The organism is Chitinophaga oryziterrae, from assembly GCF_009758125.1.
Taxonomy (GTDB): domain Bacteria; phylum Bacteroidota; class Bacteroidia; order Chitinophagales; family Chitinophagaceae; genus Chitinophaga; species Chitinophaga oryziterrae.
Genome location: NZ_WRXO01000009.1, coordinates 118,089 through 143,120 on the forward strand (window position 1 = coordinate 118,089; position 25,032 = coordinate 143,120).

General features: G+C 44.2%; 26 protein-coding genes. 15 read left to right on the forward strand and 11 right to left on the reverse strand.

Annotated features, from left to right (window positions below):
• The first annotated feature begins 25 nt into the window (after positions 1 to 25).
• From thrC to rpe, 3 genes are read left to right on the forward strand one after another with little or no spacing between them, the layout of a single operon-like run.
• A complete protein-coding gene (thrC, locus tag GO495_RS24935; protein ID WP_157302673.1) occupies positions 26 to 1,315 on the forward strand; it encodes a threonine synthase in 1,290 nt (429 codons plus the stop codon).
• A gap of 46 nt (positions 1,316 to 1,361) precedes the next feature.
• Complete coding sequence (locus GO495_RS24940; RefSeq protein ID WP_157302674.1) at positions 1,362 to 2,375, forward strand: tetratricopeptide repeat protein; 1,014 nt, start codon at positions 1,362 to 1,364, stop codon at positions 2,373 to 2,375.
• Between the two features lies 1 nt (position 2,376).
• Positions 2,377 to 3,036: a ribulose-phosphate 3-epimerase gene (gene rpe, locus GO495_RS24945; protein WP_157302675.1), complete on the forward strand. Its 660-nt coding sequence runs from the start codon at positions 2,377 to 2,379 to the stop codon at positions 3,034 to 3,036.
• On the opposite strand, the gene GO495_RS24950 is transcribed toward rpe, so the two are convergent.
• Both GO495_RS24950 and GO495_RS24955 read right to left on the reverse strand, forming a co-directional pair.
• Positions 3,033 to 3,431, reverse strand: a complete 399-nt coding sequence (locus tag GO495_RS24950) for a response regulator (RefSeq protein ID WP_157302676.1) — start codon at positions 3,429 to 3,431, stop codon at positions 3,033 to 3,035. The two genes, rpe and GO495_RS24950, sit on opposite strands and share 4 nt — an antisense overlap.
• Positions 3,432 to 3,439: 8 nt before the next feature.
• Positions 3,440 to 5,635, reverse strand: a complete 2,196-nt coding sequence (locus GO495_RS24955; RefSeq protein WP_157302677.1) for a PAS domain-containing sensor histidine kinase — start codon at positions 5,633 to 5,635, stop codon at positions 3,440 to 3,442.
• Positions 5,636 to 5,839: 204 nt separating this feature from the next.
• Here GO495_RS24955 and purE point away from each other — a divergent pair, with 204 nt between their 5' ends.
• From purE to GO495_RS24975, 4 genes are all read left to right on the forward strand, one after another.
• Positions 5,840 to 6,295 carry a 5-(carboxyamino)imidazole ribonucleotide mutase gene (gene purE, locus GO495_RS24960; protein WP_157302678.1) on the forward strand — a complete coding sequence of 152 codons (456 nt, stop codon included), beginning with the start codon at positions 5,840 to 5,842 and terminating at the stop codon, positions 6,293 to 6,295.
• Positions 6,296 to 6,418: 123 nt separating this feature from the next.
• The gene (locus GO495_RS24965) at positions 6,419 to 7,387 is read left to right on the forward strand and encodes a PhoH family protein (protein ID WP_157302679.1); all 969 of its coding nucleotides are present in this window, start codon (positions 6,419 to 6,421) and stop codon (positions 7,385 to 7,387) included.
• A gap of 195 nt (positions 7,388 to 7,582) precedes the next feature.
• A complete protein-coding gene (locus GO495_RS24970; RefSeq protein WP_157302680.1) occupies positions 7,583 to 8,065 on the forward strand; it encodes a DUF4878 domain-containing protein in 483 nt (160 codons plus the stop codon).
• 71 nt (positions 8,066 to 8,136) lie between these two features.
• Entirely contained in the window at positions 8,137 to 8,769 is a 633-nt protein-coding gene (locus GO495_RS24975; protein WP_240915324.1) for an inorganic diphosphatase, read from the forward strand.
• Between the two features lie 46 nt (positions 8,770 to 8,815).
• Here GO495_RS24975 and GO495_RS24980 read toward each other — a convergent pair whose 3' ends face one another.
• Positions 8,816 to 9,589 carry a C40 family peptidase gene (locus GO495_RS24980; RefSeq protein WP_157302681.1) on the reverse strand — a complete coding sequence of 258 codons (774 nt, stop codon included), beginning with the start codon at positions 9,587 to 9,589 and terminating at the stop codon, positions 8,816 to 8,818.
• A gap of 81 nt (positions 9,590 to 9,670) precedes the next feature.
• On the opposite strand from GO495_RS24980, the gene GO495_RS24985 reads away from it, so the two are divergent.
• The 4 genes from GO495_RS24985 (at position 9,671) to GO495_RS25000 (ending at position 12,379) form a co-directional block, all read left to right on the forward strand.
• Positions 9,671 to 10,246, forward strand: coding sequence for a hypothetical protein (locus tag GO495_RS24985; RefSeq protein ID WP_157302682.1), 576 nt, complete (start codon positions 9,671 to 9,673; stop codon positions 10,244 to 10,246).
• Positions 10,236 to 11,318 (forward strand): tetratricopeptide repeat protein, encoded by a 1,083-nt coding sequence (locus GO495_RS24990; protein WP_157302683.1) that lies wholly within the window; start codon positions 10,236 to 10,238, stop codon positions 11,316 to 11,318. Before GO495_RS24985 ends, GO495_RS24990 begins: the two co-directional genes overlap by 11 nt.
• Positions 11,319 to 11,429: 111 nt before the next feature.
• Entirely contained in the window at positions 11,430 to 11,996 is a 567-nt protein-coding gene (locus GO495_RS24995; RefSeq protein ID WP_338075461.1) for an RNA polymerase sigma factor, read from the forward strand.
• Positions 11,993 to 12,379 carry a zf-HC2 domain-containing protein gene (locus GO495_RS25000; RefSeq protein ID WP_157302684.1) on the forward strand — a complete coding sequence of 129 codons (387 nt, stop codon included), beginning with the start codon at positions 11,993 to 11,995 and terminating at the stop codon, positions 12,377 to 12,379. Before GO495_RS24995 ends, GO495_RS25000 begins: the two co-directional genes overlap by 4 nt.
• Before the next feature lie 53 nt (positions 12,380 to 12,432).
• Here GO495_RS25000 and GO495_RS25005 read toward each other — a convergent pair whose 3' ends face one another.
• Both GO495_RS25005 and gyrA read right to left on the reverse strand, forming a co-directional pair.
• The gene (locus tag GO495_RS25005; protein ID WP_157302685.1) at positions 12,433 to 13,674 is read right to left on the reverse strand and encodes a tetratricopeptide repeat protein; all 1,242 of its coding nucleotides are present in this window, start codon (positions 13,672 to 13,674) and stop codon (positions 12,433 to 12,435) included.
• 112 nt (positions 13,675 to 13,786) lie between these two features.
• Positions 13,787 to 16,396 (reverse strand): DNA gyrase subunit A, encoded by a 2,610-nt coding sequence (gene gyrA, locus GO495_RS25010; RefSeq protein ID WP_157302686.1) that lies wholly within the window; start codon positions 16,394 to 16,396, stop codon positions 13,787 to 13,789.
• 389 nt (positions 16,397 to 16,785) lie between these two features.
• On the opposite strand from gyrA, the gene GO495_RS25015 reads away from it, so the two are divergent.
• A complete protein-coding gene (locus tag GO495_RS25015; RefSeq protein WP_157302687.1) occupies positions 16,786 to 18,111 on the forward strand; it encodes a saccharopine dehydrogenase C-terminal domain-containing protein in 1,326 nt (441 codons plus the stop codon).
• 43 nt (positions 18,112 to 18,154) lie between these two features.
• Here GO495_RS25015 and GO495_RS25020 read toward each other — a convergent pair whose 3' ends face one another.
• On the reverse strand, positions 18,155 to 18,844 hold the full coding sequence (locus GO495_RS25020) for an SIR2 family NAD-dependent protein deacylase (RefSeq protein WP_157302688.1): 690 nt from the start codon (positions 18,842 to 18,844) through the stop codon (positions 18,155 to 18,157).
• Positions 18,845 to 18,925: 81 nt separating this feature from the next.
• Between GO495_RS25020 and GO495_RS25025 the strand changes: the two genes are divergently transcribed.
• Entirely contained in the window at positions 18,926 to 19,780 is an 855-nt protein-coding gene (locus GO495_RS25025; RefSeq protein WP_240915325.1) for a phosphatase PAP2 family protein, read from the forward strand.
• A 74-nt stretch (positions 19,781 to 19,854) separates the two neighbouring features.
• Here the strand turns inward: GO495_RS25025 and GO495_RS25030 are convergent, their stop codons facing one another.
• From GO495_RS25030 to pdhA, 5 genes are all read right to left on the reverse strand, one after another.
• Positions 19,855 to 20,265 carry an EVE domain-containing protein gene (locus tag GO495_RS25030; protein ID WP_157302689.1) on the reverse strand — a complete coding sequence of 137 codons (411 nt, stop codon included), beginning with the start codon at positions 20,263 to 20,265 and terminating at the stop codon, positions 19,855 to 19,857.
• 23 nt (positions 20,266 to 20,288) lie between these two features.
• A complete protein-coding gene (locus GO495_RS25035; protein WP_157302690.1) occupies positions 20,289 to 21,008 on the reverse strand; it encodes a (Fe-S)-binding protein in 720 nt (239 codons plus the stop codon).
• Between the two features lie 63 nt (positions 21,009 to 21,071).
• Complete coding sequence (ribH, locus tag GO495_RS25040) at positions 21,072 to 21,563, reverse strand: 6,7-dimethyl-8-ribityllumazine synthase (RefSeq protein WP_157302691.1); 492 nt, start codon at positions 21,561 to 21,563, stop codon at positions 21,072 to 21,074.
• A gap of 23 nt (positions 21,564 to 21,586) precedes the next feature.
• Positions 21,587 to 22,285: a tetratricopeptide repeat protein gene (locus GO495_RS25045; RefSeq protein ID WP_157302692.1), complete on the reverse strand. Its 699-nt coding sequence runs from the start codon at positions 22,283 to 22,285 to the stop codon at positions 21,587 to 21,589.
• A 135-nt stretch (positions 22,286 to 22,420) separates the two neighbouring features.
• Positions 22,421 to 23,431 carry a pyruvate dehydrogenase (acetyl-transferring) E1 component subunit alpha gene (pdhA, locus tag GO495_RS25050; protein ID WP_338075462.1) on the reverse strand — a complete coding sequence of 337 codons (1,011 nt, stop codon included), beginning with the start codon at positions 23,429 to 23,431 and terminating at the stop codon, positions 22,421 to 22,423.
• 183 nt (positions 23,432 to 23,614) lie between these two features.
• Here pdhA and recF point away from each other — a divergent pair, with 183 nt between their 5' ends.
• Together recF and GO495_RS25060 are read left to right on the forward strand one after the other, a co-directional pair.
• On the forward strand, positions 23,615 to 24,697 hold the full coding sequence (gene recF / locus GO495_RS25055) for a DNA replication/repair protein RecF (protein ID WP_157302693.1): 1,083 nt from the start codon (positions 23,615 to 23,617) through the stop codon (positions 24,695 to 24,697).
• A gap of 24 nt (positions 24,698 to 24,721) precedes the next feature.
• Positions 24,722 to 25,009, forward strand: a complete 288-nt coding sequence (locus tag GO495_RS25060) for a DciA family protein (RefSeq protein WP_157302694.1) — start codon at positions 24,722 to 24,724, stop codon at positions 25,007 to 25,009.
• Positions 25,010 to 25,032 lie beyond the last annotated feature (23 nt).

A 25,032-nucleotide genomic window follows, 5' to 3' on the forward strand; every position in this document is an offset into this window, starting at 1 on the left:
GGATCATAACAAAAGTCTACAAACAATGAAATATTTCAGTTTACAGAATAAACAGCATGTCGTTTCTTTCGAGGATGCAGTAGTACAGGGATTAGCACCGGATAAAGGATTATACTTCCCCGAACAGATCCCTTCATTTGAAAAGGATTTCTTTAACAAGATAGAACAACATGCTGATCTTGATATCGCTTATGCGGCTATCAAACCTTTCGTAGGTGAAGAAATCCCCGAAGAGATCTTACGCAAAATCATTGCAGATACACTCAGCTTTCCTTTCCCCCTGGAAAAGGTAAAAGATAACATCTACGCCCTGGAATTGTTCCATGGCCCTACCCTGGCATTTAAGGATGTAGGCGCCCGCTTCATGGCAGGCTGCCTGGGTTACTTCCGCAGAAATGACAGTCGCCCCGTAACCGTACTGGTTGCCACTTCCGGCGATACCGGCGGAGCCGTGGCACATGGTTTCTACAACGTTCCCGGCGTACGTGTAGTGATCCTCTACCCTTCCGGTAAAGTAAGCACCCTGCAGGAAAAACAGCTCACCACCCTCAATGGTAACATCACCGCCCTGGAAATCCAGGGCACTTTCGATGACTGCCAGCGCATGGTGAAAACCGCTTTCCTGGATGCAGAATTACAGGCACACTGCCTGCTCACCAGCGCCAACTCTATCAATGTGGCCCGCTGGCTGCCGCAGATGTTCTATTACCTGCTGGCGTACAAACAACTGAAATCAGATATAGTATTTTCCGTGCCCAGCGGTAACTTCGGTAATATCTGCGCTGGTATGATGGCTGCTGCCATGGGCCTGCCCGTGCAACATTTTGTGGCCAGTACCAACATCAATGATACAGTGCCCAGGTTTATGCATTCGGGTAAATACGAACCCGGACAGGCAACACCTACCATTTCCAACGCCATGGACGTGGCAGATCCCAGCAACTTTATCAGGATCCTGGAACTGTTTGCCAACAGTCTGCCTGCGTTGCAACAGAAATTAACTTCCTACAGCTTTACAGATAAAGAGACCGTAGCTACCATGGAAGAAGTATGGGAAAAGGAACATTATATGCTGGACCCTCATGGTGCAGTCGGTTACCTTGGCCTCCAAAAATACCTGTCCTATACAAAGAGTGCTGCAGGTGTTTTCCTGGAAACGGCTCACCCTGTAAAGTTTGCAGATACCGCTCCGGCGGCCCTTCAGGAGAAAATAGTTACACCAGAGCGTGTGCAGTCATTATACAGCCTTGATAAGAAAGCAGTATTGTTGCCGAACGACTACAATGCATTAAAAACATGGCTGATGCAGAATTAGTAATTAGCTGCAAGCTATCTTGCAGCTAATTCTTTAATATTGTAGTATGAAATACCTCGCCCTTTTATTGATACCTATCCTTTATTCTTGTCAGTCCAATTCCACAGGACAGCAGGATGCTGATAAGGCAGACGCTGACTCTGCCCTGTATGCACCTATGGTATTACCATTAACAGATTCACTGAGCACGTTCCCAAACGATGCCGATCTTCACTTCCGCAGGGCGTTGCTATTGTTCAATACTGATCCCGCACTGGCACAAAAAGACTTCGAAAAAGCAGCCCGGCTGAAACCACAGGTAACAGACTACTGGGCAGGTGCAGGCGAAGCTGCCATCCTGGTAGAAAAATATCCGCAGGCTGTTGCCTACTTCGAGAAAGCATTGAAAACATCCCCTCATTATCCTTATCTGGAATACAGGCTGGCGACTGCCCTGATAGAAAATAAACAATACAAAAAAGCAGACAGCCTGGCCTCCGTACTCGCCGTCTCTAAAGATACACACGATAAAGCCTATTACCTGAAGGCCCGTATTGCGGAAGAAAGGAAAGATACCGCTCTTGCCATTAAGCACCTCTCCACTGCCATTGATGCTGCCGGTATGCAAAGTGATTATGATGCCGTAATGGAACTGGGCGACCTGCTCCAGGAAAGACATCTTCCGGCTGCCATTCATTATTATGAATTAGCTTCCCGCCTCGATTCTTCCAATGCAGATGCACAATATGCCATCGGTCAGTATTATGAAAAGGATGGTAAATTTGCAGAGGCAATAGCAGCTTATAAAAAAGGGGTTGTGATAGATCCGGATGATGAGGACCTCTACCTGGCCATGGGAAAAATATATTACAGACAGCAACAATGGCCTGCTGCATTCAGTTATTTTAATATGGCGGCCAAAGCATCTCCCGCAGATGCAGAGGCTTATTACTACCGTGCCCGCTGCCACGAAAAACTTGGCCGCAAATTAGCTGCTATTGATGATTACAGTAAAGCGCTCACCTTCCGCAAATCATACCCGGAAGCCAGAGCTGCACTGGACAGTCTTAAAAACAAATAGAATGGAACAAAGAAACACGCTCGTAGCGCCTTCCCTGCTGGCATCTAATTTTCTGGAGCTGGGAAAAGAAGTGGATATGCTGAACCGCAGTGAAGCCGACTGGCTGCATCTGGATGTGATGGACGGCCGTTTTGTGCCCAATATCAGTTATGGTATTCCCGTAATTGCCCAAATAAAAAAAGCAGCAAAAAAGACATGTGACGTACACCTGATGATAGAAGAACCTGAGAAATATGCAGAAGCGTTTAAACAGGCAGGTGCAGATATCTTAACGGTTCATTATGAAGCCTGCGTACACCTGCACCGCAACATACAGCAGATAAAAGGACTGGGCATGAAAGCCGGTGTGGCATTGAACCCACATACCCCCGTACATCTGCTGGAAAATGTGATCAACGACATTGATGTGGTACTGGTGATGAGTGTGAATCCTGGTTTCGGTGGTCAGCATTTTATCCCGCAGACACTGAAAAAACTCAGAGAATTAAGGGAAATGATCAGGGCATCCAATGCATATGCACTGATAGAAGTCGATGGAGGAATAACGCTGGATAATGCGGCGGATATTATTAATGCCGGTGCGAATGTATTGGTGGCGGGTAGTACGGTTTTTTCATCTGCGGACCCTGCTGCTACAATTAAAGCACTCAGAGAAAGTTAACTGTACTGTTGCAGTTTCGTAATAATTTCGTTGGATAAAGGTTTGGTAAGGTATCCTTTTACAAAGGAGAAATTATCTACCTTTTTCCTGTCTTTATCATCAATAGAAGAAGTGAGTACAAAAATTCCGATCTCCTTGGATAGTTGCTCATAAAAGCCCGCATAATCATTCAGGAACTCCCATCCGTCCATCACAGGCATATTAAGGTCCAGCAGGATCAGGTCCGGCAGAAGGGCTGGCTCATCCTGATGCTGTTTCAGATAATCAAGTGTATCCTGGGCATCCGAAAAAGTCTTCACGTTCTCCCCTATACCTTGCCGGCGTATCATGATATTAGCAATTTGCTGATGTATAGGGTCGTCATCTACTATAAAGATCAAATTGAGCAGCTGCATAGAGGGACTTATTCGGATTTAAAGGTAATGATAAATTTGGTTCCCCGGCCAGGAGTACTTTCGGCTCTGATACTCCCTCCCATCGCTTCCACCTGTGTTTTTGTTATAAATAACCCTATTCCCTTCGCATCCTTGTTCTTGTGAAAGGTCTTTCTGAACCCGAAGAGCTTACTGCCAAACCGCTCCATGTCTATACCTAACCCATTATCTTCTGCGGTAAGCACGATACAGCCGCGCTCTTTCCAGCTTCTCAGATGCAGACCCGGTATGCGCTCCAGCGTTCTGTAACGGATCGCGTTAGTGATCAGGTTCTGCAGGATACTGTCCAGGTATACCCGTGGAAACTCCAGCACAGGCGCCTCATCGAAATTGGTGGTTATCTGAATACCACTCACCTCAATATCAACGAGTAATACGTCTTTTACGGATTGCAGTCTTTCTGCAAAATACAACGGTTCCCGTTCCACATCGTCATTTTTCCTGATCTGCACCACATCTACCAGGTCGTTCAGCGTTTCATCAATTTTATGGATCACTTCCTGTAGCATGCCCAGGTATAATTCCTGCTCGCTGGGCTGACTGGTAGCCACATACATCTGCATCAGCGCTTTCAGGTTCGCAATCGGCGCACGCAGATTATGAGAAGTAATATGCGCAAAATCCTCCAGCTGCTGATTCTGGTTCACGAGGTTACGGTTCAGGCGGTTCAGCTGGTTATTCGCTTTGTACAGGTCCTTCTGCATCTTGCGGCTCTCTGTAATATCCCGGATAAACAGGGAAAGAGCGCCATCCTGCATGGGTGTAAGCATGAAATCATACCACTTGTCCATGCGTGAAAAGTAACTGTAAAAAGTCTCTGATACTTCACTTTTCATTGCCTCTGTAAAGCGGATCGCAAAGGGCGTGTTCGCAGAGAATTCCGGCAGCGTAATAAAGAGGTTACTCCCTTGTTTTACATCTATGCCCACCATCTCCATTGCCTTACTGTTCACAAAGGTGATCAGTCCGTTTCTTTCTATGGTGGCATATCCCATATCCACGGCATCAAAGAACAGGTGCAGTTGTTCCGTGTTCCGCTGCAACTGTGTACGGATGCGGCGTTCCCGTTTCTTGTTGGTAATATCACTCACCAGCATTACCACGATCTGTTTTTTATCAACAGCATCCTGTAAAGGAAAAATGGTAATGTCCAGCCATACTTCTTTCTGCTGGTCGGTCCAGGTATCTTCCAGTGAAAAATCTATCTGCTTTTCCAAACGCAGCACCCTGTTTTCTTCCATTACCTGCACAAACAGTTCATCCAGCTGGTACATGGTCGCAAAAGGATCGCTCATGATGTTATAGGCGGTAGCTTCCATGCCTTCCCGGAGGCCCAGGAAGCGGCGTTGTGTCTGATTTACCCGGCGTAAAAAACCGTAGTGATCAAACTGCATATAACCGATGGGCAGGTTCTCCACGATATTATCGAGTAAGCGTTCACTCTTTTCCAGGCTGATGGCTGCCAGTTTCTGTGCGGTGATCTCGTTCAGCATCAGGAAAAGGCCGGTAACGCCGGCGTCCCTGCTTTGAACAGGAAACACGGTAGCCTCGTAATAATAAGGTTGTAAGCGGGTAACGTCGCCTCTTTGATTTTCTTTATATCGCAGCAGGATCTCATTCTTCACAGGCTGACGGGTTTGCAGTGCATCCCGGAACAACTGGCTTAATCCGGCCTGCAGGTAATAAGGATCTTCTACTATATTATAGTCCGGTTCTGTAAACATTGGATGGTCATCTCCCCATATTTCGCGCTGGACCTGGTTGATATCCACATGATAACCATCTGGAGTGAACTGTTGTAATCCGATTGGCAGATTTTCAAATACCTGTTTATCATTCCGCCTGCGGCGGGATGTAATGGAATGGCCTGTTAGTACATATTCGTTCCCAATAGCGCTTAGCTGCCATTCAATCCATTCACCCGTAAGACAATGCATTTCAACACTGGCATGAAGCCCTGATTGCAATTTGTGACAAAGCTCAACCCAATAGATACGGGTCCGTTTACCGATAATCTGATCGTAATGCCCTCCCCCTTTATGCTCATCGTCCAACTGCACCAACCCGGCAGCTCTCTCATTGGCATACAACAGGTTCCCCTGCTGGTCCAGTAACAGTGCCGGTATAAGCGCAGCCAGTGCTTTGCCTATAATGGCCTCATTCATAATTTTCCTAATAACTCTTAAAAATAATCAATATATTATTAAAAATAAGTATTCTATATCTTATTATCCCGTATTTCAGCTATTTATATTGATTTACCACTTAATTTTGCTACTTTTTCAACAATGTGGATTTTCCTTTTTCTGCATGTGTGAAAGGATAAATATCTTTGGGCATAAGGGATAATTAAAACTAAATAAACTGGAATGAAAGTATTAATTCTAATGGGTTCTGAAAGCGACAAAGCGGTAATGCAGGAAGCGCTGAATTATTTACAATATTTTAATATAGAAGGTGAAATGGTGGTAGCGTCTGCCCATCGTAATCCCGACAAAGTAAGAGAACTGTGTATCACTGCACAGGAAAAAGGCTTTGGCGTGGTTATTGCCGCGGCAGGTATGGCGGCCGCCTTACCCGGAGTAGTATCTGCTTATACTTCTTTACCCGTATTGGGCGTTCCTTTGGAAGGTGGCTTACCAGGAGGAATAGATGCTCTTTATTCTATTGTACAGATGCCTGCAGGTTTGCCGGTAGGAACACTCGCAGTTGGTAAAGCCGGCGCAAAAAATGCTGCCGTACTGGCAGCCCGTATCCTTGCACTGGGCAATCCCGCAATTGCTGCAAAAGTGGAGTCCTTTAAGCAGCAGGGCTATAAACTATAAGTACTGTTTGTAGAGAAAAGGCTACAAAACTCAGGTGCTTCCTGATTGTAGAAAAAGCTATAACTTACTCCTTCAGGAAGTACCTTTTGCCTCAACACTCAAACATTTAAATCTATATATCAATTGACAGAATCAATCATCAATTTAGATAGCGTTAATCCCATCGAATTTTTCGGGGTGAATAACGGAAAGTTAGACTTGTTAAAAAAGAAATTCCCTCTGCTGAAAATACTTTCCCGTGGCACACAACTCAAACTGTCAGGCGCACAGGAAGAAGTAAATGTTGCCCAGGAAAAAATCGGTCAGATCATCTCCTACCTCGAACGCAATGGTAACCTCAGCGAAGGTTATTTTGAACAGATTCTGGGAGATGAAGAAAAGGTAGACAACTTCAAAGAGAACAATTCCAACGAAATACTCGTTTTTGGCCCCAACGGACGGAATGTTCGCGCCCGTACAGCTAACCAGAAGAATATGGTGGCGCTCAGCGATAAGAACGATATTGTGTTTGCCATCGGCCCGGCAGGTACAGGTAAGACCTATACCGCTGTGGCATTGGCAGTACGTGCGTTAAAGAACAAGGCCGTACGCAAAATCATTTTGACCCGCCCGGCAGTGGAAGCAGGTGAAAACCTCGGATTCCTGCCAGGAGACCTGAAAGAAAAAATCGATCCTTACCTGCGCCCGTTATACGACGCACTGGACGATATGATACCAGCCGATAAGCTCACCTATTTCATGACTAACAGGGTGATCGAAATCGCACCACTGGCATATATGCGCGGACGTACCCTCGATAATTCCTTTATTATCCTGGACGAAGCGCAGAATGCTACCGACCTGCAGATGAAGATGTTCCTCACACGTATAGGACCATCCGCTAAAGCGATCATCACAGGAGACCTCACACAGGTGGATCTGCCAAGGAATATCAAATCCGGCCTCGTAAAAGCTACCCGCATCCTCAAAAATGTGCATGGTATCGGTTACCTGGAACTGGATGAAGAAGACGTGGTAAGACACCGCCTTGTGAAAGCAATTATAAAGGCATATGATGCAGCAGATGTAGTTAGGGAAAAAGAGGAACGTTAGTACAATTAACACTTCATTAACAGTGTTTGTAGTATGTTCACCCTCTAAACTGTAATGCTAAAGTATTCATAAACCTATACCGGTTTACAGTAAAAAAACAAATTATGGTGTAATCGCAGAGAACTTACAGGTAACTTCCATCAGCTGCTTTTTGTAATTTTCCACTTTCCGCCTATTTTTGTTAATTGTATTATAATGAACAATTGCATGACCAATTATCTGCGCATCCTTAACCTGGCGTTATTATTCGGTACTGTATTGAGTGGTTGCCAAAAACATGCAGCCCCTCAGGAAGTAGCGCTCAATTTTATGCACGCTATACAGGAGTCGAATTTCGACCTTGCCAGGGATTACGCCACAAAGGAATCGCAGCAGGTAATACAGCTCTACTCCTTTTTTGATGCCCGTCGTAACGATTCGGAACGGAATAAGATCAAAAAAGCAGGGATAGAAGTGATAGATACCGAGGAAAATGGCGATAAAGCGACCGTTACCGTGCTGAATTCTTCTTCCAAACAAAAGGAAAGACTACAACTGGTAAAAGAAAACGGACAGTGGAAGATATCTCTGACGTTCGAAAGCATTATTCCAAACTATATGCCGCCGGCAACTCCATTAGATTCATCCGAAAGTATTTTACAGCAGGATTCTTTGGTAATGCCTCAACCAGAAAAATAATATATTTTTGCCGCGCACCAGCTAACGTTATAATTCCACATTACTTAAGGTAAATCAGTTGCCACAGTCAAATGAAAACGACTCTGTGGCAGTCTATTTTGTTGAAAGTAATGCATAACAAGGCCTGGCACCAAAATAATAATAAACAAAACAAACAGAAGATGACGACGAATAATCCCTGGCACAGCGTCAGCCCAGGAAAAGAGGCTCCCAAGGTAGTAAATGCTATTATTGAAATACCAAAAGGTAGCCGTGCCAAATATGAGCTGGACAAAGAAAGTGGTCTGTTGAAACTTGACAGGGTGCTGTACTCATCTGTATACTACCCTGCCAACTACGGTTTTATTCCAAAAACCTACTGTGATGATGATGATCCGCTGGATATCCTCGTACTTTCCCAGGTAGACGTAGTTCCCATGTGTATCATGGATGCGAAAGTGATCGGCGTAATGAGAATGATCGATGGCGGAGAAGCAGATGATAAAATCATCGCTGTTGCTGCCAATGATATGAGTGTAAACCATATCAATGATATCAGCGAATTACCTCCTCACTTCACAGCAGAAATGCGCCACTTCTTTGAAGAATATAAAAGGCTGGAACACAAGAAAGTGGAAGTTGCTGAATTCGAAAACAAAGAAGTTGCTGAAAGGATCGTGCTGGAAAGCATCGATGGATATAATAAGAAGTTCGGAAATAAATAATTAAATAAAAAGGCCGGGGTTGATAGCAATCCCGGCCCTTTTTATGTTAAAAATATCTTTTGATGATCCTTAAATTATGTGTTCTTAACCCCGTATCCACATTAATAATACCCTGATTATCAATAGAGTCAACCCTCACCTTACCGGATGCATGTATGATCTCACGATCGTTTATCAAAATACCTACATGCGTAATACGCCCTTCCGTATTATCAAAAAACGCCAGATCACCTGTATGAACTTCCTGTAAAAAATCGACTGTTTCTCCCTGCGTAGCCTGCTGGTAAGCATCCCGCAAAAGTGCTATTCCCAACGTCTTAAATACCGTTTGCGTAAACCCGGAACAATCAGCCCCAAAGACTGATTTTCCACCCCAGAGATAAGCCGTATTCAGGAAAAGAAATGCCTTGTCCAGCAGATCATTTTCATCCACCTTTTCGCTACTGCCAAGCCTCTTTAGCGTTTCCTCAAATTGTACCGGGATCTTTCCCCACATTGTTACAGGTTCCACCACCTGTTTTACCAGGCAGCCATAAGGTACATGCATTGCCTTCCCGTTCACTTCCACCGTATTGACCCAGCCCGCTGTATAATGCGTATAAGGAGCATGGAATAAATCATCCTCAATGGTTTCCAGATGATTAAAAGTGGCCCACCCCTCATAATTATCGTACTGACATCTTACCTTTACCCAGCCGTCTGTGCCTGTAACAAGGATTTCTACATTTTCTCCCCATAAAACCTGGGAGATCATTTCGCTTCTATGTGCCGGTTCAGCCCGCAAAGGCATCACTGGCACAACAGTAATCGCATATGGCATATTAATTGTCTAAATTAAATCATATATTCAGAGCGAACAATCGAACCTTTTCGATTATTATATGTAAATATAGGTAACACTATGCTTCAGCAGTTAACTAATTTATCGGATAAAGAATTGATTTCCCGGGCACGAAAACTGAAGGATCAGGAAGCCGAAGGGGTACTACTTGAAAGATATAGCCATCTTTTGGTCGCTATCTCAATGCCTCATCTGAATACTGGTCCGGGTACCACGCCCGAAGAAATGTATCCATCCATCCTGCAACGCCTCAGTAATAGCCTGAAAACACAAACAATTCCCAAGGCCAACGAATGGCTGCATTATACCGTTAAGGCACAGAACGATAAAGCAGACAGGAACATTCCCTTCTTTCCGTCAAACGAATCAAGAGATGTACAACAGGTAGAAAATAAAGTGGAAAAAGCCAGTAATAACCTGTTGGAACAACAACAACTGGCTAACCAGATCCAACAGGTATTTAAACAACTGGACACAGAAGAGAGATTTTTTCTGCAGCAGTTCTATATAGAGCAAAAAACATTTGCTGAACTGGCAGCTGCTAAAAAGTATCCTGTTGAAAAAGTAAGGTTGAAACTACGGGAAGCGAAACAGAAAATGGCTTCTTTAATGATGACACAAACAGATGGCAAATAACTCGGTAAACAACGACAAAATATTAAAGGTATTCAGCAACATCCGTTGTCTGAACAGGGATCAGTTGCCCAGATACCTGGATGGCCGTTTGACTGACGTGGAGAAACACCTGGTGGAACAACACCTGGTCGACTGCGATCTGTGTAACGAGGCTTTACATATATTAGAGCAATCACAATACAGAGATAAATACCAGTCTCTTTCCATCAGCATTCAGCAGTATATCCGTAACAGTATCAAACAGGTTTCTCATGTACAAAAAGCGGAACGCTACCAGCGGAAAGAACAAAAAAAGGAAAGCCTGTTGATTTATTTCTGGGTAGTAGCGGCTATTGCCCTGGCTGCCGGTGGTATTTACCTGGTACAGCAGGAAAGCAGGTTCAAAGCACAGGCCCCTAAACCACTTGCCAGTACAGGAGACCTGAAAGCTATTCCCGCTTCCAGCACGCAGTCCATTGCGGCAAAACAGGATACGGTAAAGGTCGTCCCAGTCGTTCCTCCCCCTCCTCCACCGCCTGTTGTGGTGAAAGAGAAAGTAGTAATTCCGGTAGCTAAAAAAGATTCGCTGAAAGTGAAAGATACCCTGAAAGTGAAAACGGCACCTGTTACAAAACCGGTAGTGAAAACAGATACTGCTGTTAAAAAAACGCCCGCAGCTGTTAAACCACCAGAAGATAAAAAGGACGACTCGGATACCAAAAAAACACCTGTACCCAAAGACAATCCTCCTATAAAAAAGGAAGAGCCAAAGACAGTAGCTAAAGATAAAGATGATGATGATAAAAAACCGGTAACCAAAGTGACTGCTCCTGCAGAAACAACCAGCACCGATGAGTTTTTATATAAAGCTGCGATGGTCTATCATCAGCAGGGTGACCTGAACGAGGCTATTTCCCGCTATAAACATCTTGCGGCAAGCAACAGCCGTTACGGCGAATTAGCCCGTTACCAGCTGGCTGTATGCTATCGTAGCAAAGGACAAACAGGCAAGGCACGCCGTATGTTCAAAGAAGTGGTAGATATGAATGGCAGTATGAAAGATAAAGCACAGGCCGCATTAGATAATCTGTAATAAGCCACTTACTTACGTATAAAAGCGAAGGCTCTCCGGTTGGAGAGCCTTCGCTTTTATGGAATTTTACATTTCCTGCATCTATATATTATAAGTTTTTATCTTTATACAGTGAATTATAAAAACAGCCGGGAATTAACAGACGAAGAATTGCTACAGCGGTACAAAGCCGATGAAGACAGCAACTGGATAGGCATCCTGTTCGACAGGTATGCCATACTCCTGTTGGGTCTCTGCATGAAGTACCTGAAAAATGAAGAAGACGCAAGAGATAGTGTACAACAGATCTTTTTAAAAGTACTGGCAGAGATCAATAAACACCAGGTCCAGTTCTTCCGTGCCTGGATCTATATGGTTGCCAAAAACTATTGCCTGATGCAACTCCGCCATAAGCAACAGGTCCGTCAGGAAGAAGTGAATGAAAATCATCTGAACAACCCCGCCATAGCAGACGAGGAGAAGGCAAAATTCATAGAAAAGGATATCTTGCTGGAGAACATGCAACAGGCACTGGAACAATTAAATCCTGATCAGCGTATATGCTTAAAACTGTTCTACCTGCAAAAAGTATCCTACCAGGATATTGCAACACGAACAGGCTATACCCTGTTACAGGTAAAGAGCTACATACAGAATGGGAAGCGGAACCTGAAACAGTTATTGAGTAAACACGGGTGAAGAAATTTATTATGGACAATTTTATGAATGAAGAATATAACGACCTGTTCACCACTACACAATGCCCTTCGCAGCAACAGCTGCTGGACTATGTGCAGGGCCGGCTGACACCGGAACAGCAACATGAGGTGGAAATGCACCTCGCTGATTGTGAATTGTGCAGTGAGGCCGTAGAGGGATTGGCCACCATTAAACAGAAAGAACAGATCCCCGTATGGTTGCAGCAAATGAGAAATCAGATGTTACGCAAACTGCGTTCGCGTAAACGCCGCAAAGACCACGTTGCTTATTATACACAACTGGCCATCATCGTCATTGTGATACTGTTTATTTTGCTCGCAGCCTTCTGGGCCTATCATTTTATCACACACAGATCATTATAATAAAAAAAGGGAACCAGACCGGTTCCCTTTTTTTATATGTGTAATTTATCTTCTTATTTCAGACCTTCCAGCTTCTTCTTAACAGCTTCCACTTTATCAGTCTGGTTTTTGATAGCATAGATTTTCTGCAGTGCATACAAACAGCTCTCGTAAGTTTGTTTGTCGCCTGGTTCCAGAGATGCCACCTTTGCAGTAAAGTTCTCATCCGCTTTCTCAAAGTAAGGAAGTGCAGTATTCATCAGTCCTTCAACTTTTGTCTGCAGATCTTTTGCTTTAGGAGAGTTCTGTAATTTACTGTCCATGTTGTTCAGCTCTTTATTATAACCTACTGCACGGTTGAAGTATAATGCACCTAACTGGAAGTTAGCAGTAGCATCATCACTTTTCAGTTCAATAGCTTTTTTATAAGCGTTTTCTGCTTTGGTCATCAAAGCATCATAGTCAGCTGGTTTAGCAATTGTATCATGAGGATTAGCCAGGTTATCTACACGGATACCATAGTCTAATACTGTCTGGAAATCATTTGGGTTTTCTGCCACTTTCTTTTCCAGCATAGAGATCAACTCAGCAGTTTTACCGGTTTTGGAGTAATAAATCATCTCCATATCGTTAAAACGCTTGTCTTTAGGGAACATCAATTTACCATCTTCGATAGCTTTCAGCCAGTTGGCATTATCACCTTTCTCTTCGTAAGCCTGAGCCAGGATCACAAACAACGCAGGTTCACCTTTAAACTGCAGTTCTGCTGCTTTCTTCAGGTAAGTGATGGCTTCATCTTTCTTACCAGCCTGACTAGCTGCATAACCCGCATAAAAAGTCATGGAAGTATCTGTAGGAATAGAACCACCCAGGTTCCTGCCATTGTAAAACTGTGCAATTGAAAATGCTTCACTGAAGTGAGTGTAAGCTGAATCCCATTTCTGCTCATTCAGATTACCATAACCTGCGTTACCTACGGTAGCATACAGGTTAAACATACGCTGGTTCAGTTCAAGCAGTGCTTCTGGCATTTTAGGACTGATTTCAAGCGCTTTTTTATACGCTTCGAATGCTTCCAGTGCTTCTGCTGAATTTTTATCCTTAGTGGCTAAAGCTTCATACACTTTACCCTTTACATACCAGGTTTTAGCGTCGTTCTTCGTTTTTTCATTTTCGAGTGCGGCCTGGATATCAGCTTTTGCCTTCACCAGATCATTACTCTTCACTGCATCATCTGCACTGCTTACCTTCGCCTTCTGCGCCATCGCTGCTACGCCCAGACCGCAAAAGATAAAAGAAACCAATAGTTTTTTCATGAGCTCAATTTTTTGTTTGCTATACGTTTGATGTTAGATGTTTCCGTGTTTACTACAGATATAATAAATACAATTAACCAGCGGTTAACCATTAGTTGGCACGTATTATTATTTATTCTGCCGGCTCTTCTTCTGTTGCGGTATCATCTTCACCTGCTTCTTCTGTTCCGTCTTCTTCCAGCGCTTCTTCCCCTTCAGCTAAAGGTTCAGCAACTACAATCCCGTCCTCGCCTTCTGCCAATGCAGCTTCCGGTTCCTCCTGTTCGTCAAGACGCGCTACAGCAGCAATTTCATCGCTTTCATCCAGTCTTATTAAACGTACACCCTGTGTAGCCCTTCCCGCTTCACGGATATCTTTTACTGCCATACGGATAGTAATACCGGACTTACAGGTGATCATCAGGTCATCTTTCTCTGTTACGTCCATCACAGCAATCAGATTACCGGTCTTCTCTGTAACATTGATCGTTTTAACCCCCTTACCACCGCGGTTTGTAATCCTATAGTCCTCTATATCAGTACGTTTGCCAAATCCTTTCTCAGACACCACCAGCACGGTTCTTTCGGTGTCTTCCTTATTTACACAAATCATACCAACTACTTCATCCTTATCATTGTCCACCTCGATACCTCTTACACCGATCGCACCACGGCCGGTATCACGAACGGTACTTTCAGGGAAGCGGATCGCACGGCCACTCTTAATAGCCATCATGATCTGACTGTTACCATCTGTCAGTTTAGCTTCCAGTAACTGGTCGCCTTCATTGATAGTGATAGCATTCACACCGTTCTGACGCGGACGGGAGAATTCTTCCAGTAAAGTCTTTTTGATAGTACCATTACTTGTACAAAGGATAATGTAATGGCTGTTGATGAAGTCTTTATCGTTCAGGTCCTTGATATCGATAATTGCCCTGATCTTATCATCAGTAGGCAGGTTGATCAGGTTCTGGATAGCTCTTCCCTTACCACTCTTCTCGCCTTCAGGTATTTCATACACCTTTAACCAGAAACAACGTCCTTTCTCTGTAAAGAACAACATCGTATGGTGAGTAGACGCTACGAACAGATGCTCTATGTAATCCTCATCACGTGTTTTACCTCCTACAGCGCCACGGCCACCACGTTTCTGCTGACGGTAATCATAGGCTGAGGTACGCTTGATATAACCCAGGTGAGAGATGGTAATGACCACGTCTTCTTCTGCGATGATATCTTCCATACGCATTTCACTGGCCAGGTACTGGATCTCGGTTCTGCGTTCATCACCAAAACGTTTCTTCACATCTTCCAGCTCATCGCGGATGATTTTAAAACGCAGTGTCTCGTCGGATAATACATCTTTCAGGTAACCTATCAGCTTCATGATCTCATCATATTCTTCCTTGATCTTATCACGCTCCATACCCGTTAAACGTTGCAGACGCAACTCCAGGATGGCTTTAGACTGGATCTCACTGAGTTCGAACTGTGTCATTAAACCTTCCTTCGCTTCATCCGGTGTACGGGAAGCACGGATCAGTGCAATCACCTGGTCCAGGTGGTCCAGTGCAATCAGGTAACCCTGTAGGATATGCGCCTTTTCTTCTGCCTTACGCAGATCGAAACGCGTTCTGCGGATCACTACTTCATGACGGAACTCAACGAATTCAGATATGAGGTCTTTCAGGTTCAGTACACGCGGACGTCCTTTTACAAGCGCTACGTTATTGATACCATAAGAAGTCTGTAACTCAGAATATTTATATAACTGGTTAATAACTACGTTTGCGATAGCTTCTCTCTTCAGATCAATTACCAGGCGCATCCCTTCACGGTCACTTTCGTCACGTGCTTCTGCAATACCTTCAATGATCTTGTCATCAGCCAGCTGCGCTATTTTCTGATGCAGCACCGCCTTGTTGATCTGATATGGCAACTCATAGATTATCAGTCGCTCACGACCGGCTTTCGTAGTTTCCACATTCACTTTACCACGCACTACTACCCTGCCACGGCCTGTTTCAAAACCTTGTTTTACACCGTCATAACCATATATGATACCACCGGTAGGGAAATCCGGTGCCTTCACATGTTTGATCAGCTCTTCTATAGTGATATCCCTGTTCTCAATGTATGCAATAGCGCCATCTACCACCTCACTGAGGTTGTGAGGCATAATGTTGGTCGCCATACCTACCGCAATACCGGAAGCTCCGTTCACCAAAAGGTTAGGGATCCTCGTAGGTAATACAGTTGGTTCCTGTAAGGTATCGTCAAAGTTCAGTGTAAAGTCTACTGTCTCTTTATCAATATCTTCCAGCATTGCTTCAGCAATACGCTGTAAACGTATCTCTGTATAACGCATCGCAGCCGGTGAGTCACCATCCACAGAACCGAAGTTACCCTGACCGTCAACCAGGATGTAACGCATGGTCCACGGCTGTGCCAGACGCACAATCGTGTCGTAGATAGAGGCATCACCGTGAGGGTGGAACTTACCCATTACCTCACCAACGATACGCGCTGATTTCTTGTATGCCTTATTACTGTTGTTGCCCAACTCACTCATCCCAAACAACACCCGGCGGTGTACAGGCTTCAAACCATCCCGTACATCTGGTAGTGCCCTTCCAACGATTACAGACATTGAGTAGTCTATATAAGCAGTTTTCATCTGCTCTTCAATGTTGATCTGGACGATTCTGCCTTCGTTGTGACTTTCCGTATTTTCTGACATTATAATGTTGGTTTACAATTAATTTTGCTGAAAAAACAAATAAGCGCAAATATACCCATTTCAAGCCGTATTCCGGCCTGATTGACATAAAATGTGAATAAAAAAGGAATTGTCATATAATACAAATACCATATGCAATAGTAACAAAATATGCAGATAGCCGGATTTATCATTAATTTGCACGAACTCCTTTAATAATTACTTTATATCTTAAAAAACAGAAATATTGCGAAAATAAAATATTGGCAAACATTTTGTTTCTAACCCCGTGAGAATCAAAGTGTCGTAGTCAAAAATTGAAATTTCCCTGAAATTTCGAACATTAGTTACATGACCGATGTTAAATCCCTGTTCCGAAACTATACTAAACTAAAGATGAACAAAGTATTATGAAGCATATTCTATTGTTTGGTGCCGGAAAATCGGCCACTTGCCTCATAGATTATCTACTGGTGAATGCTCCCCGGCAGAAATGGCATGTGACTGTTGCGGATCATGATCTGATGCTGATCAAATCTAAAACCGGTAAATCATACTATGTTACACCGGCGGCCATCGATATCAAAGACCAGGCTGCAAGACAAAAACTGGTACAGGAAACAGACCTGGTCATCTCCCTGCTACCCCCTCCTTTGCACATTTTTGTAGCAAAAGACTGTCTGCAATTCGGTAAAAATCTGCTTACCGCTTCCTACATAGATCCGGAAGTCAAAAAGCTGGAAAAAGAAATCGAAAAAGCCGGTCTGCTATTCATGTATGAAATGGGTCTGGACCCCGGAATAGATCACATGAGCGCCATGAAACTCATCCACTCTATCGAAAAGAAAGGCGGACAAATCTCTGCCTTCAGGTCTTATTGCGGCGGATTAATCTCCCCCGAAAGCAATGACAACCCATGGCAATATAAAATATCCTGGAACGCCCGCAACATAGTTACTGCCGGTAGCTCCGGGGCTACCTACCGCGAAAAAGGGAAAGTAAAGGAAATTCCTTACGAACACCTCTTCGACCAGACTAAAACCATTCATATCCCAAGCCTGGGTAAACTCGCTTATTACCCCAACCGGGACTCCCTGGGATATATGAGCGCTTATAAACTGGAAGACATCCCTACGTTTATGCGTGCTACTTTACGCTACCCCGACTTCTGCGAAGGATGGAGTACTTTAGTAAAACTGGGATTAACTGATGATAAGGAAAAAGTACAGACAGATGATCTTACCTACTTTAAGTGGACCACTCAGCATATGAAAGTTGATAAGCAACTGAGTAATGAAGAGAACATTGCTAATCACCTCGGCATCAGCGCTAAATCTAAAATCATCCGCCAGCTGAAATTCCTGGGACTCTTAAATGGAGAAGTCATCAACCTGGGCGAACAAACCAACGCCAGCGTTTTACAGAACATCATTGAATCACGCCTCAGCATGGAACAGACAGATAAAGATATGATCGTGATGATGCATGAAATTGAGTTTGAACGCAGAGGCATGACGACCAAACTGCATAGCTTCATGATCACTCAGGGAGAAGATAATATGCGTACTGCTATGGCCAAAACAGTAGGTTTACCATTAGGGATCATGGCCAAACTGCTGTTACAGGATAAATTCAATTTAACCGGCTTACACATTCCCATCTTACCAGATATCTATAATCCAATCCTGAAAGAACTGGAAGATTATAATATCCGTTTTGAAGAGAGCTTTGAATAAAAGGAATGACCCCAAAGCTCCCTCAAAGGAGCTTTAGGTCATCTTATTTAAATGCCGCCAATGCCTGTCTGAAGTCAATCATACCTTCAGTTGCAGGCTTTTCTATGAGATGCAGGCTTGCACGCGGCGTTACGTCCGGCAGCCTTTTGTCTATCACATATACAGGCACCTTCGAATCCACATAATCCAGCAATCCCGCTGCCGGATACACCACCAGCGAAGTACCGATTACAGCAAAAATATCTGCCGTTGATACCAGTTCGGCCGCATCAATGATCTTGTGTACCGTCTCCCCAAACCATACGATGTCCGGCCTTAACTGCCCGCCATCAACAGCTACATCACCCAATACAATATCACCTTCTATCGGATAACTGCGCGTTTCATTCAGCACACTACGCATCTTCAGGATCTCTCCATGCAGGTGTAATACTTTTTTTGAACCTGCCCTTTCATGCAGATCATCTATATTCTGTGTGATAATCTCTACGTCAAATGTATCCTGCAACTCCGCCAGACCAATATGCGCGGCATTCGGTTTTGCAGCCATCACGTCTTTCCTGCGCAAATTGTAAAAGTCAAGTACCAGCTTGGGGTCTGCCTTCCAGCCATCCGGCGAGGCTACTTTATACACATCATGGCCTTCCCATAATCCATCACTGTCGCGGAATGTTTTTAATCCGCTCTCTGCGCTGATGCCTGCGCCGGTTAACACAACCAACCTTGTTTTCATCTTTTTTGTATTATAATTTATAGGTACAAGATACGTTTTTTAGCTTTTAGCTTAACTTTACACCGATTAAATAACAGCCTCTTGAAGATCATTTATACGCTCGCTGCATTATTGCTGATGCAGTTACGTGTTAGTGCGCAGTCGGATACTACACACCCGCAGTCAGACACTACACGCCTATACGCCGCCGATAGTACACAAAAAAAACTGGCATCAGATTCCGTGATCCTGTACCGGATCAACGGCACTTATCTGCACAGTTTATGGAGCGACCTGAAATATGAAGTATCCCGCCCTGCCCACTGGCATGGTAAAGATTTTACACGACTGGGAATAGTGGTAGGTGGCGCCGGCCTGTTAGCGGCTTCTGATTACAGCATCAAACAGGTTTTTATACATAATTCAGGAAATTTCTGGACCAGCGTCACCAATCAGATAGAACCTTTCGGTAACGCCTATTCGCCATATCTCATAGGTGGCATGTACCTGGCAGGCGTTATTGCGCACGATAGAAAACTGGAAAGCGCTTCGCTGATGACAGCCAAATCAGTACTGATCTCTACCCTGATTTACGTAACAGCTAAATCTGTGATCCGCCGCGGACGACCTACTTACGGCAATGATCCCTTTAGTTTCGATCCTGCTTTTTCAACAAATAAAACACATACGTCCTTCCCTTCCGGACATATGCTCACCGTTACTACAGTGGCGACTTCTCTTGCTGAATTGTATGGAAAGGACCATCCCTGGGTACCATGGGTGGCTTACAGTATAGCTGGTATGACAGGTGTTACCCGTTTATACCAGAACAGGCACTGGAGCAGCGATGTATGGGTAGGTGCTTCACTGGGGTATTTCGTGACTAAAAGCGTATTCCGTCACCACCGCGACCAGGAACATAAGAAGGCGCTGAAAGCAATGGCCGCCGCCATGTAAAAATGTTATTTCAGGTAGCGACTCCGTTTGAATACATAATCTTTGCGCCAGGTGTCATAATATTCAAAACTAACCTATTTCATTCCGCCCATTTCCAGTATCGTCTGATACTCTTCAGGCGTAATAGCGCAAACGGATAAACGTCCCTGACGTATAAGAGAAAGATTCGCCAAACGTTTTTCCGCTTTCATCTGCGCAAGTGTAACAGGCACTTTAAATGGTTTCACCGGCTGAAGGTCTACCACTACCCAGTTAGGATCTGGTGTCGTAGGGTCCTGATAATGTTCCTTCGCTACTTTGGCAATCCCCACTATTTCCATCCCCTCATTACTGTGATAAAACAGTACCTGGTCTCCTTTGGCCATTCCTCTCAGGTTGTTGCGTGCCTGATAATTGCGCACACCATCCCAGAAAGTTTTGCCATCTTTCACAAATTGGTCCCAGGAATATTTAAAAGGTTCTGATTTAACGAGCCAGTAGTTCATTGTCCAGTAATTTTAAAGAGATATTACCAGCCGCTGGCCAGTACATCTGCAATATGCATTGTTTTAATATTCAGATTGTGCTTACGGATGTAACCATCCAGGTGCATCAGACAGGAAAGATCCGTAGAAATGAGATAGTCAGCGCCGCTGGCCACCGCATTATCCACCTTCTGCTCTCCCATACCAATGGAAATGGGTTCATACTTAACGGCAAAAGTACCGCCAAAGCCACAACACACCTCACAATCATTCATCTCCTGTAGTTCCAGCCCTTTCACTTTAGATAACAACTGACGGGGACCTTCCTTGATATTGCATTCACGCAAAGCACCACAGGCATCATGATAAGTAGCTACCCCATTGAGGGAAGCACCGACATCAGATACATGCAACACATCCGTTAAAAACTCTGTGAATTCGTAGAGGTTCTTACGCAGAAGTTTTACCTCGTTATGTACCGCTGAATTGTCGAATAACTTACCATAGTAGTTACGTACAAAACCGGTACAGGACCCACTGGGAGCCACTATATAATCGAACGTATGAAAGTCTTTTACAAACTTTGTAGCCACTGCACGCGACTCGTCCCAATACCCTGCATTAAAAGCGGGTTGTCCGCAACAGGTTTGGTTAGTGTTATAACTAACATTACATCCCAGTTTCTCCAGCACCTTCACCATATTGAAGCCCGTTTCCGGGAACAGCTGATCTACAAAACAAGGAATAAAAAGCTGTACGTTCATTGCGTTAGTCTTTAATTAGATTGCTGCAAGCTCTGCAAGAAGTGTGCTACATTCCGCTGCTGCTTATAATGCACGCAGCATACTAATCATTTTAAGCGCCGTAATTGCGGCTTCTTCCCCCTTGTGACCATGGACCCCACCAATCCTTTCCTCTGCCTGTTGCATATTCTCTACTGTCAGGAGACCAAAGATGGTCGGTACCGGCAATTCTACATTCAGTTGCATAATGCCCTGTGTTACGCCCTGGCATACGTAATCAAAATGCGGAGTATCTCCACGGATCACACATCCGAAAGCAATAATTGCGCCTGGCTGTTTGCCTGTATTCTGTGTTCGTTCCCAATATTGTTTACAGGCAAAAGGTAACTCGAAAGCACCCGGTACCTTTATTTTGGTCACTTTAGATACGTTGTACTGGGCAAGCGACCTTTCACAACCGGCCACCAGCTCATTAATAACAGTATCATTCCATTCGGTATACACTATAACAATACTGGCATCCTCTATATTGAGAATGCCAGTATCGTTCAATAAACTTTGATTATGTATTGACATGATTCAGCTATGATCAATCATCCTTAATTCCTCACTTCTCCCAAACGTGCCAGGTATTTATCCATTTCGCGGCCTTCGTTTGTTTGCGGATACTTAGTGCGGATTTCCTTGTACAGTTCAACAGCATCAGCTGATTTACCTGCTTTCTCCAGCGCCATACCTGCACGGAACAAATATATAGGAGCCGTCAGTTCATTATCACTGTAATGTCCTGCTTTCTTATAATAATCGATACCATCGCTGGTTTTACCCAGTTCCATATAAGCATCGCCTGCTAAACCGTAAGCCATCGCCTGTACGATCTGGTCTCCTCCACTGAAGGAAGTCAGCAGATCTGCTCCTTTCTGGAATTCACCCAGCTTTACATAACAAACACCCGCGTAATATTTAGACAGCTGACCGGTTTTGGTGCTGCTGTATTTATCAAGTACCTGTATAAAACCGTAATTATTTCCGTCACCATTCAGTGCCAGTTTAAAAGAATCCTGTTCGAAATACTGCTGGGCATGGAATACCATGTCCTGTGCTTTTTTCTCATTAGGCGCTTTTATGAACTTGTTGTAGGCAAACGTACCGCCTATTACCACTACGATTACCAGCAGGGCAATATTGATGACGTTTTTGTTCTTGTAATAGAAGTCTTCCGCCTTATGTACAGAATCTTGCAGTTGGAAGTCCTTCGTTACAGGAGCATCAGCGGCTTTATGTGTTGTTTCGGTCATTGTAATTGTGAGCGTTAAATTGTTATTTCTTATTAAGGTACAGGTCCTGGCTTTAGCCGTTACCCGCAAATATAAAAAAGGTTAGCGAATCTTCAGCCGTTCTGAACGGACACGACCGCTAACCTTTAAATATTATTAATCAACAATGAAAGGATAATCCGCCTGGGTATACACATCTTTCAGCAGTTCATCGTCAGAAGGCCAAGGGGACTCTTCCGCGAAATCTACGCAATGATCTACCTGTTGTTTTACCTTTTCATTGATAGCTTCAATTTCCTGTTCTGTCGCCCATTTATTCTTCTGTATCGTCTTCAGTACCTGGTTGATCGGATCTTTTTCCTTGTAATCTTCCACTTCTTCCTTCGTACGGTACTTGGCAGGATCACTCATAGAGTGACCACGGTAACGGTAAGTCTTGATTTCCAGTAAGGTAGGACCTTCGCCTGCTCTCGCACGTTTAACAGCCCTGTCAACACCTTCATGTACCGCTTCAGCGCTCATACCGTCGATTGTATCGCTCGGCATATCGTAAGCGTTACTTAATTTATAGATGTCAAGTACGTTGGAAGTACGTTCTACTGAAGTACCCATCGCGTACATGTTGTTCTCACATATAAATATTACCGGCAGTTTCCACAGCATAGCCATGTTAAATGTCTCATGCAGCATACCCTGACGGGCAGCACCATCGCCGAAGAAGCAAAGCGCCACGTTATCTGTGCCTTTGTACTGCTCAGCAAACGCCAAACCTGCACCGGTACCGATCTGTGCGCCTACAATACCATGACCGCCAAAGAAGTTATGCTCCAGAGAGAAAAAGTGCATACTACCACCCTTACCCTTGGAACATCCCGTAGCTTTACCGTACAGCTCTGCCATACAAGCATCAGGAGACATTCCCTTTGCAATGGCCAGCGCATGATCACGGTAGGCTGTGATGAATTTATCTTCAGGTTTTGTTGCTGTCATTGCCCCCGCTGCTATCGCTTCCTGTCCAATGTACAGGTGGCAAAAACCACGGATCTTCTGCATTCCATACAATTGGCCGGCTTTTTCTTCAAAGCGGCGCAGCAAGAGCATCAATTCATACCAGTATAAATACGTCTCTTTGGTGAATTTCGTCTTTACGTCTGTTTTTGTAGCCACTGTTTCTTAATTTGTCCGCAAATATAACAGGAAAATCCTAAAAACTAAATACTTTGCAACTTTGCAACATTAGCAGACCACTATTATATGTAACAAAAGGCCATCAGAGCCGGCCTTTTCCTATATTATGCCTGTTCGCAATATGCTTATTTTTAATTCATAACTGCTAATCCGTACGATAATTTGCTGTTGCTCAGAAAGATATCACTTGTCCAGTTCAAAAATTACACCGGGGAAACCTTCGGATTCAACAAACGTATCGTAGGCATTACCGGACGCAACGGCTCCGGTAAAACAAACCTGCTCGATGCCATATATTACCTCTGCTTCACCAAAAGCTACTTTACCAGCAGTGAAGCCCAGAACACCCAGTACCTCACCAATGGCTTCCGCCTGGATGGTATCCTGGACAAAGACGACCATGAAAACAGGATCGTATGCACCCTCAAAGACGGTAAAAAGGATATTGCCCTTAATGATGAACACTACGAACGCTTCTCCCAGCATATCGGCAAATTCCCGGCTGTAATGATCGCCCCGGACGATGCCGAGATCATCCTTGGCGGCAGCGAAGAACGCCGCAAATGGCTGGATGCGCTGCTATGCCAGCTCCACCCCGGTTATCTCGAACATTTAATTACCTATCAGAAAATATTACAGCAACGAAACAGTCTGCTCAAAACCATCGCGTCCCAGGGGCATAGTCAGGATGCTCTCCTCGATGTATTTGATGAACAGTTGATCCGGCACGGTACTCCTGTATTCGAATGGCGCCGCTCTTTCCTGCCCGCATTTATTCAACAGGTGCAAAAACTTTACGACTACCTGGCGGGTCATCATGAAGTAGTGAGTATCCAGTATCAGTGTAGCCTGCACGAACAATCTTTTGCGCAACTGTTAAAAGCCAACCGCTATAAAGATCATATGATGCAAAGAACGACCGGCGGTATCCACCGGGATGATCTTTTATTTCTCTTAGATGATCATGCTATGAAGTCAAGCGCGTCGCAGGGACAACGTAAAAGTTTTCTCTTTGCATTGAAACTGGCACAGTATGAAGTGATTAAAGAATATAAAAAGTTCCCACCCTTGCTGTTGCTGGATGATGTATTCGAAAAGCTGGACCAGGACAGGGTTTCAAGGCTCATAAACCTTGTAAGTGGCCCTGTATACGGACAAGTATTCATTACAGATACACATGCGGTAAGATTACTGGATGCTTTTAAAGAAAATCTTGAGAGTTTTCAATTGGTGGAGATGAGGTAGTCAGGGATTCCGTATCTTTACGGCATGCGACACGGAATTACATCAATGGGAGACGCTCTGAAAGAATTCATGGATAAGAGCAGGATGAAACCACGGCTTACGGAAGTAAGAATTCAGGAGAACTGGGAACAAATGATGGGTAAAACTATTTCGCGTTATACAGAAAATATTCAGTTGATAGATGGTAAATTAATGATCACTACCACTGTGGCCCCCCTCAAACAGGAATTAAACTATTCCAAAGATAAAATCATCAAACTGGTGAATGAAATGCTGGGCGAAAGAGTAGTCCGCGAAGTCATTATCCGTTAACGGCAAAAACATTAGCAGCTTTT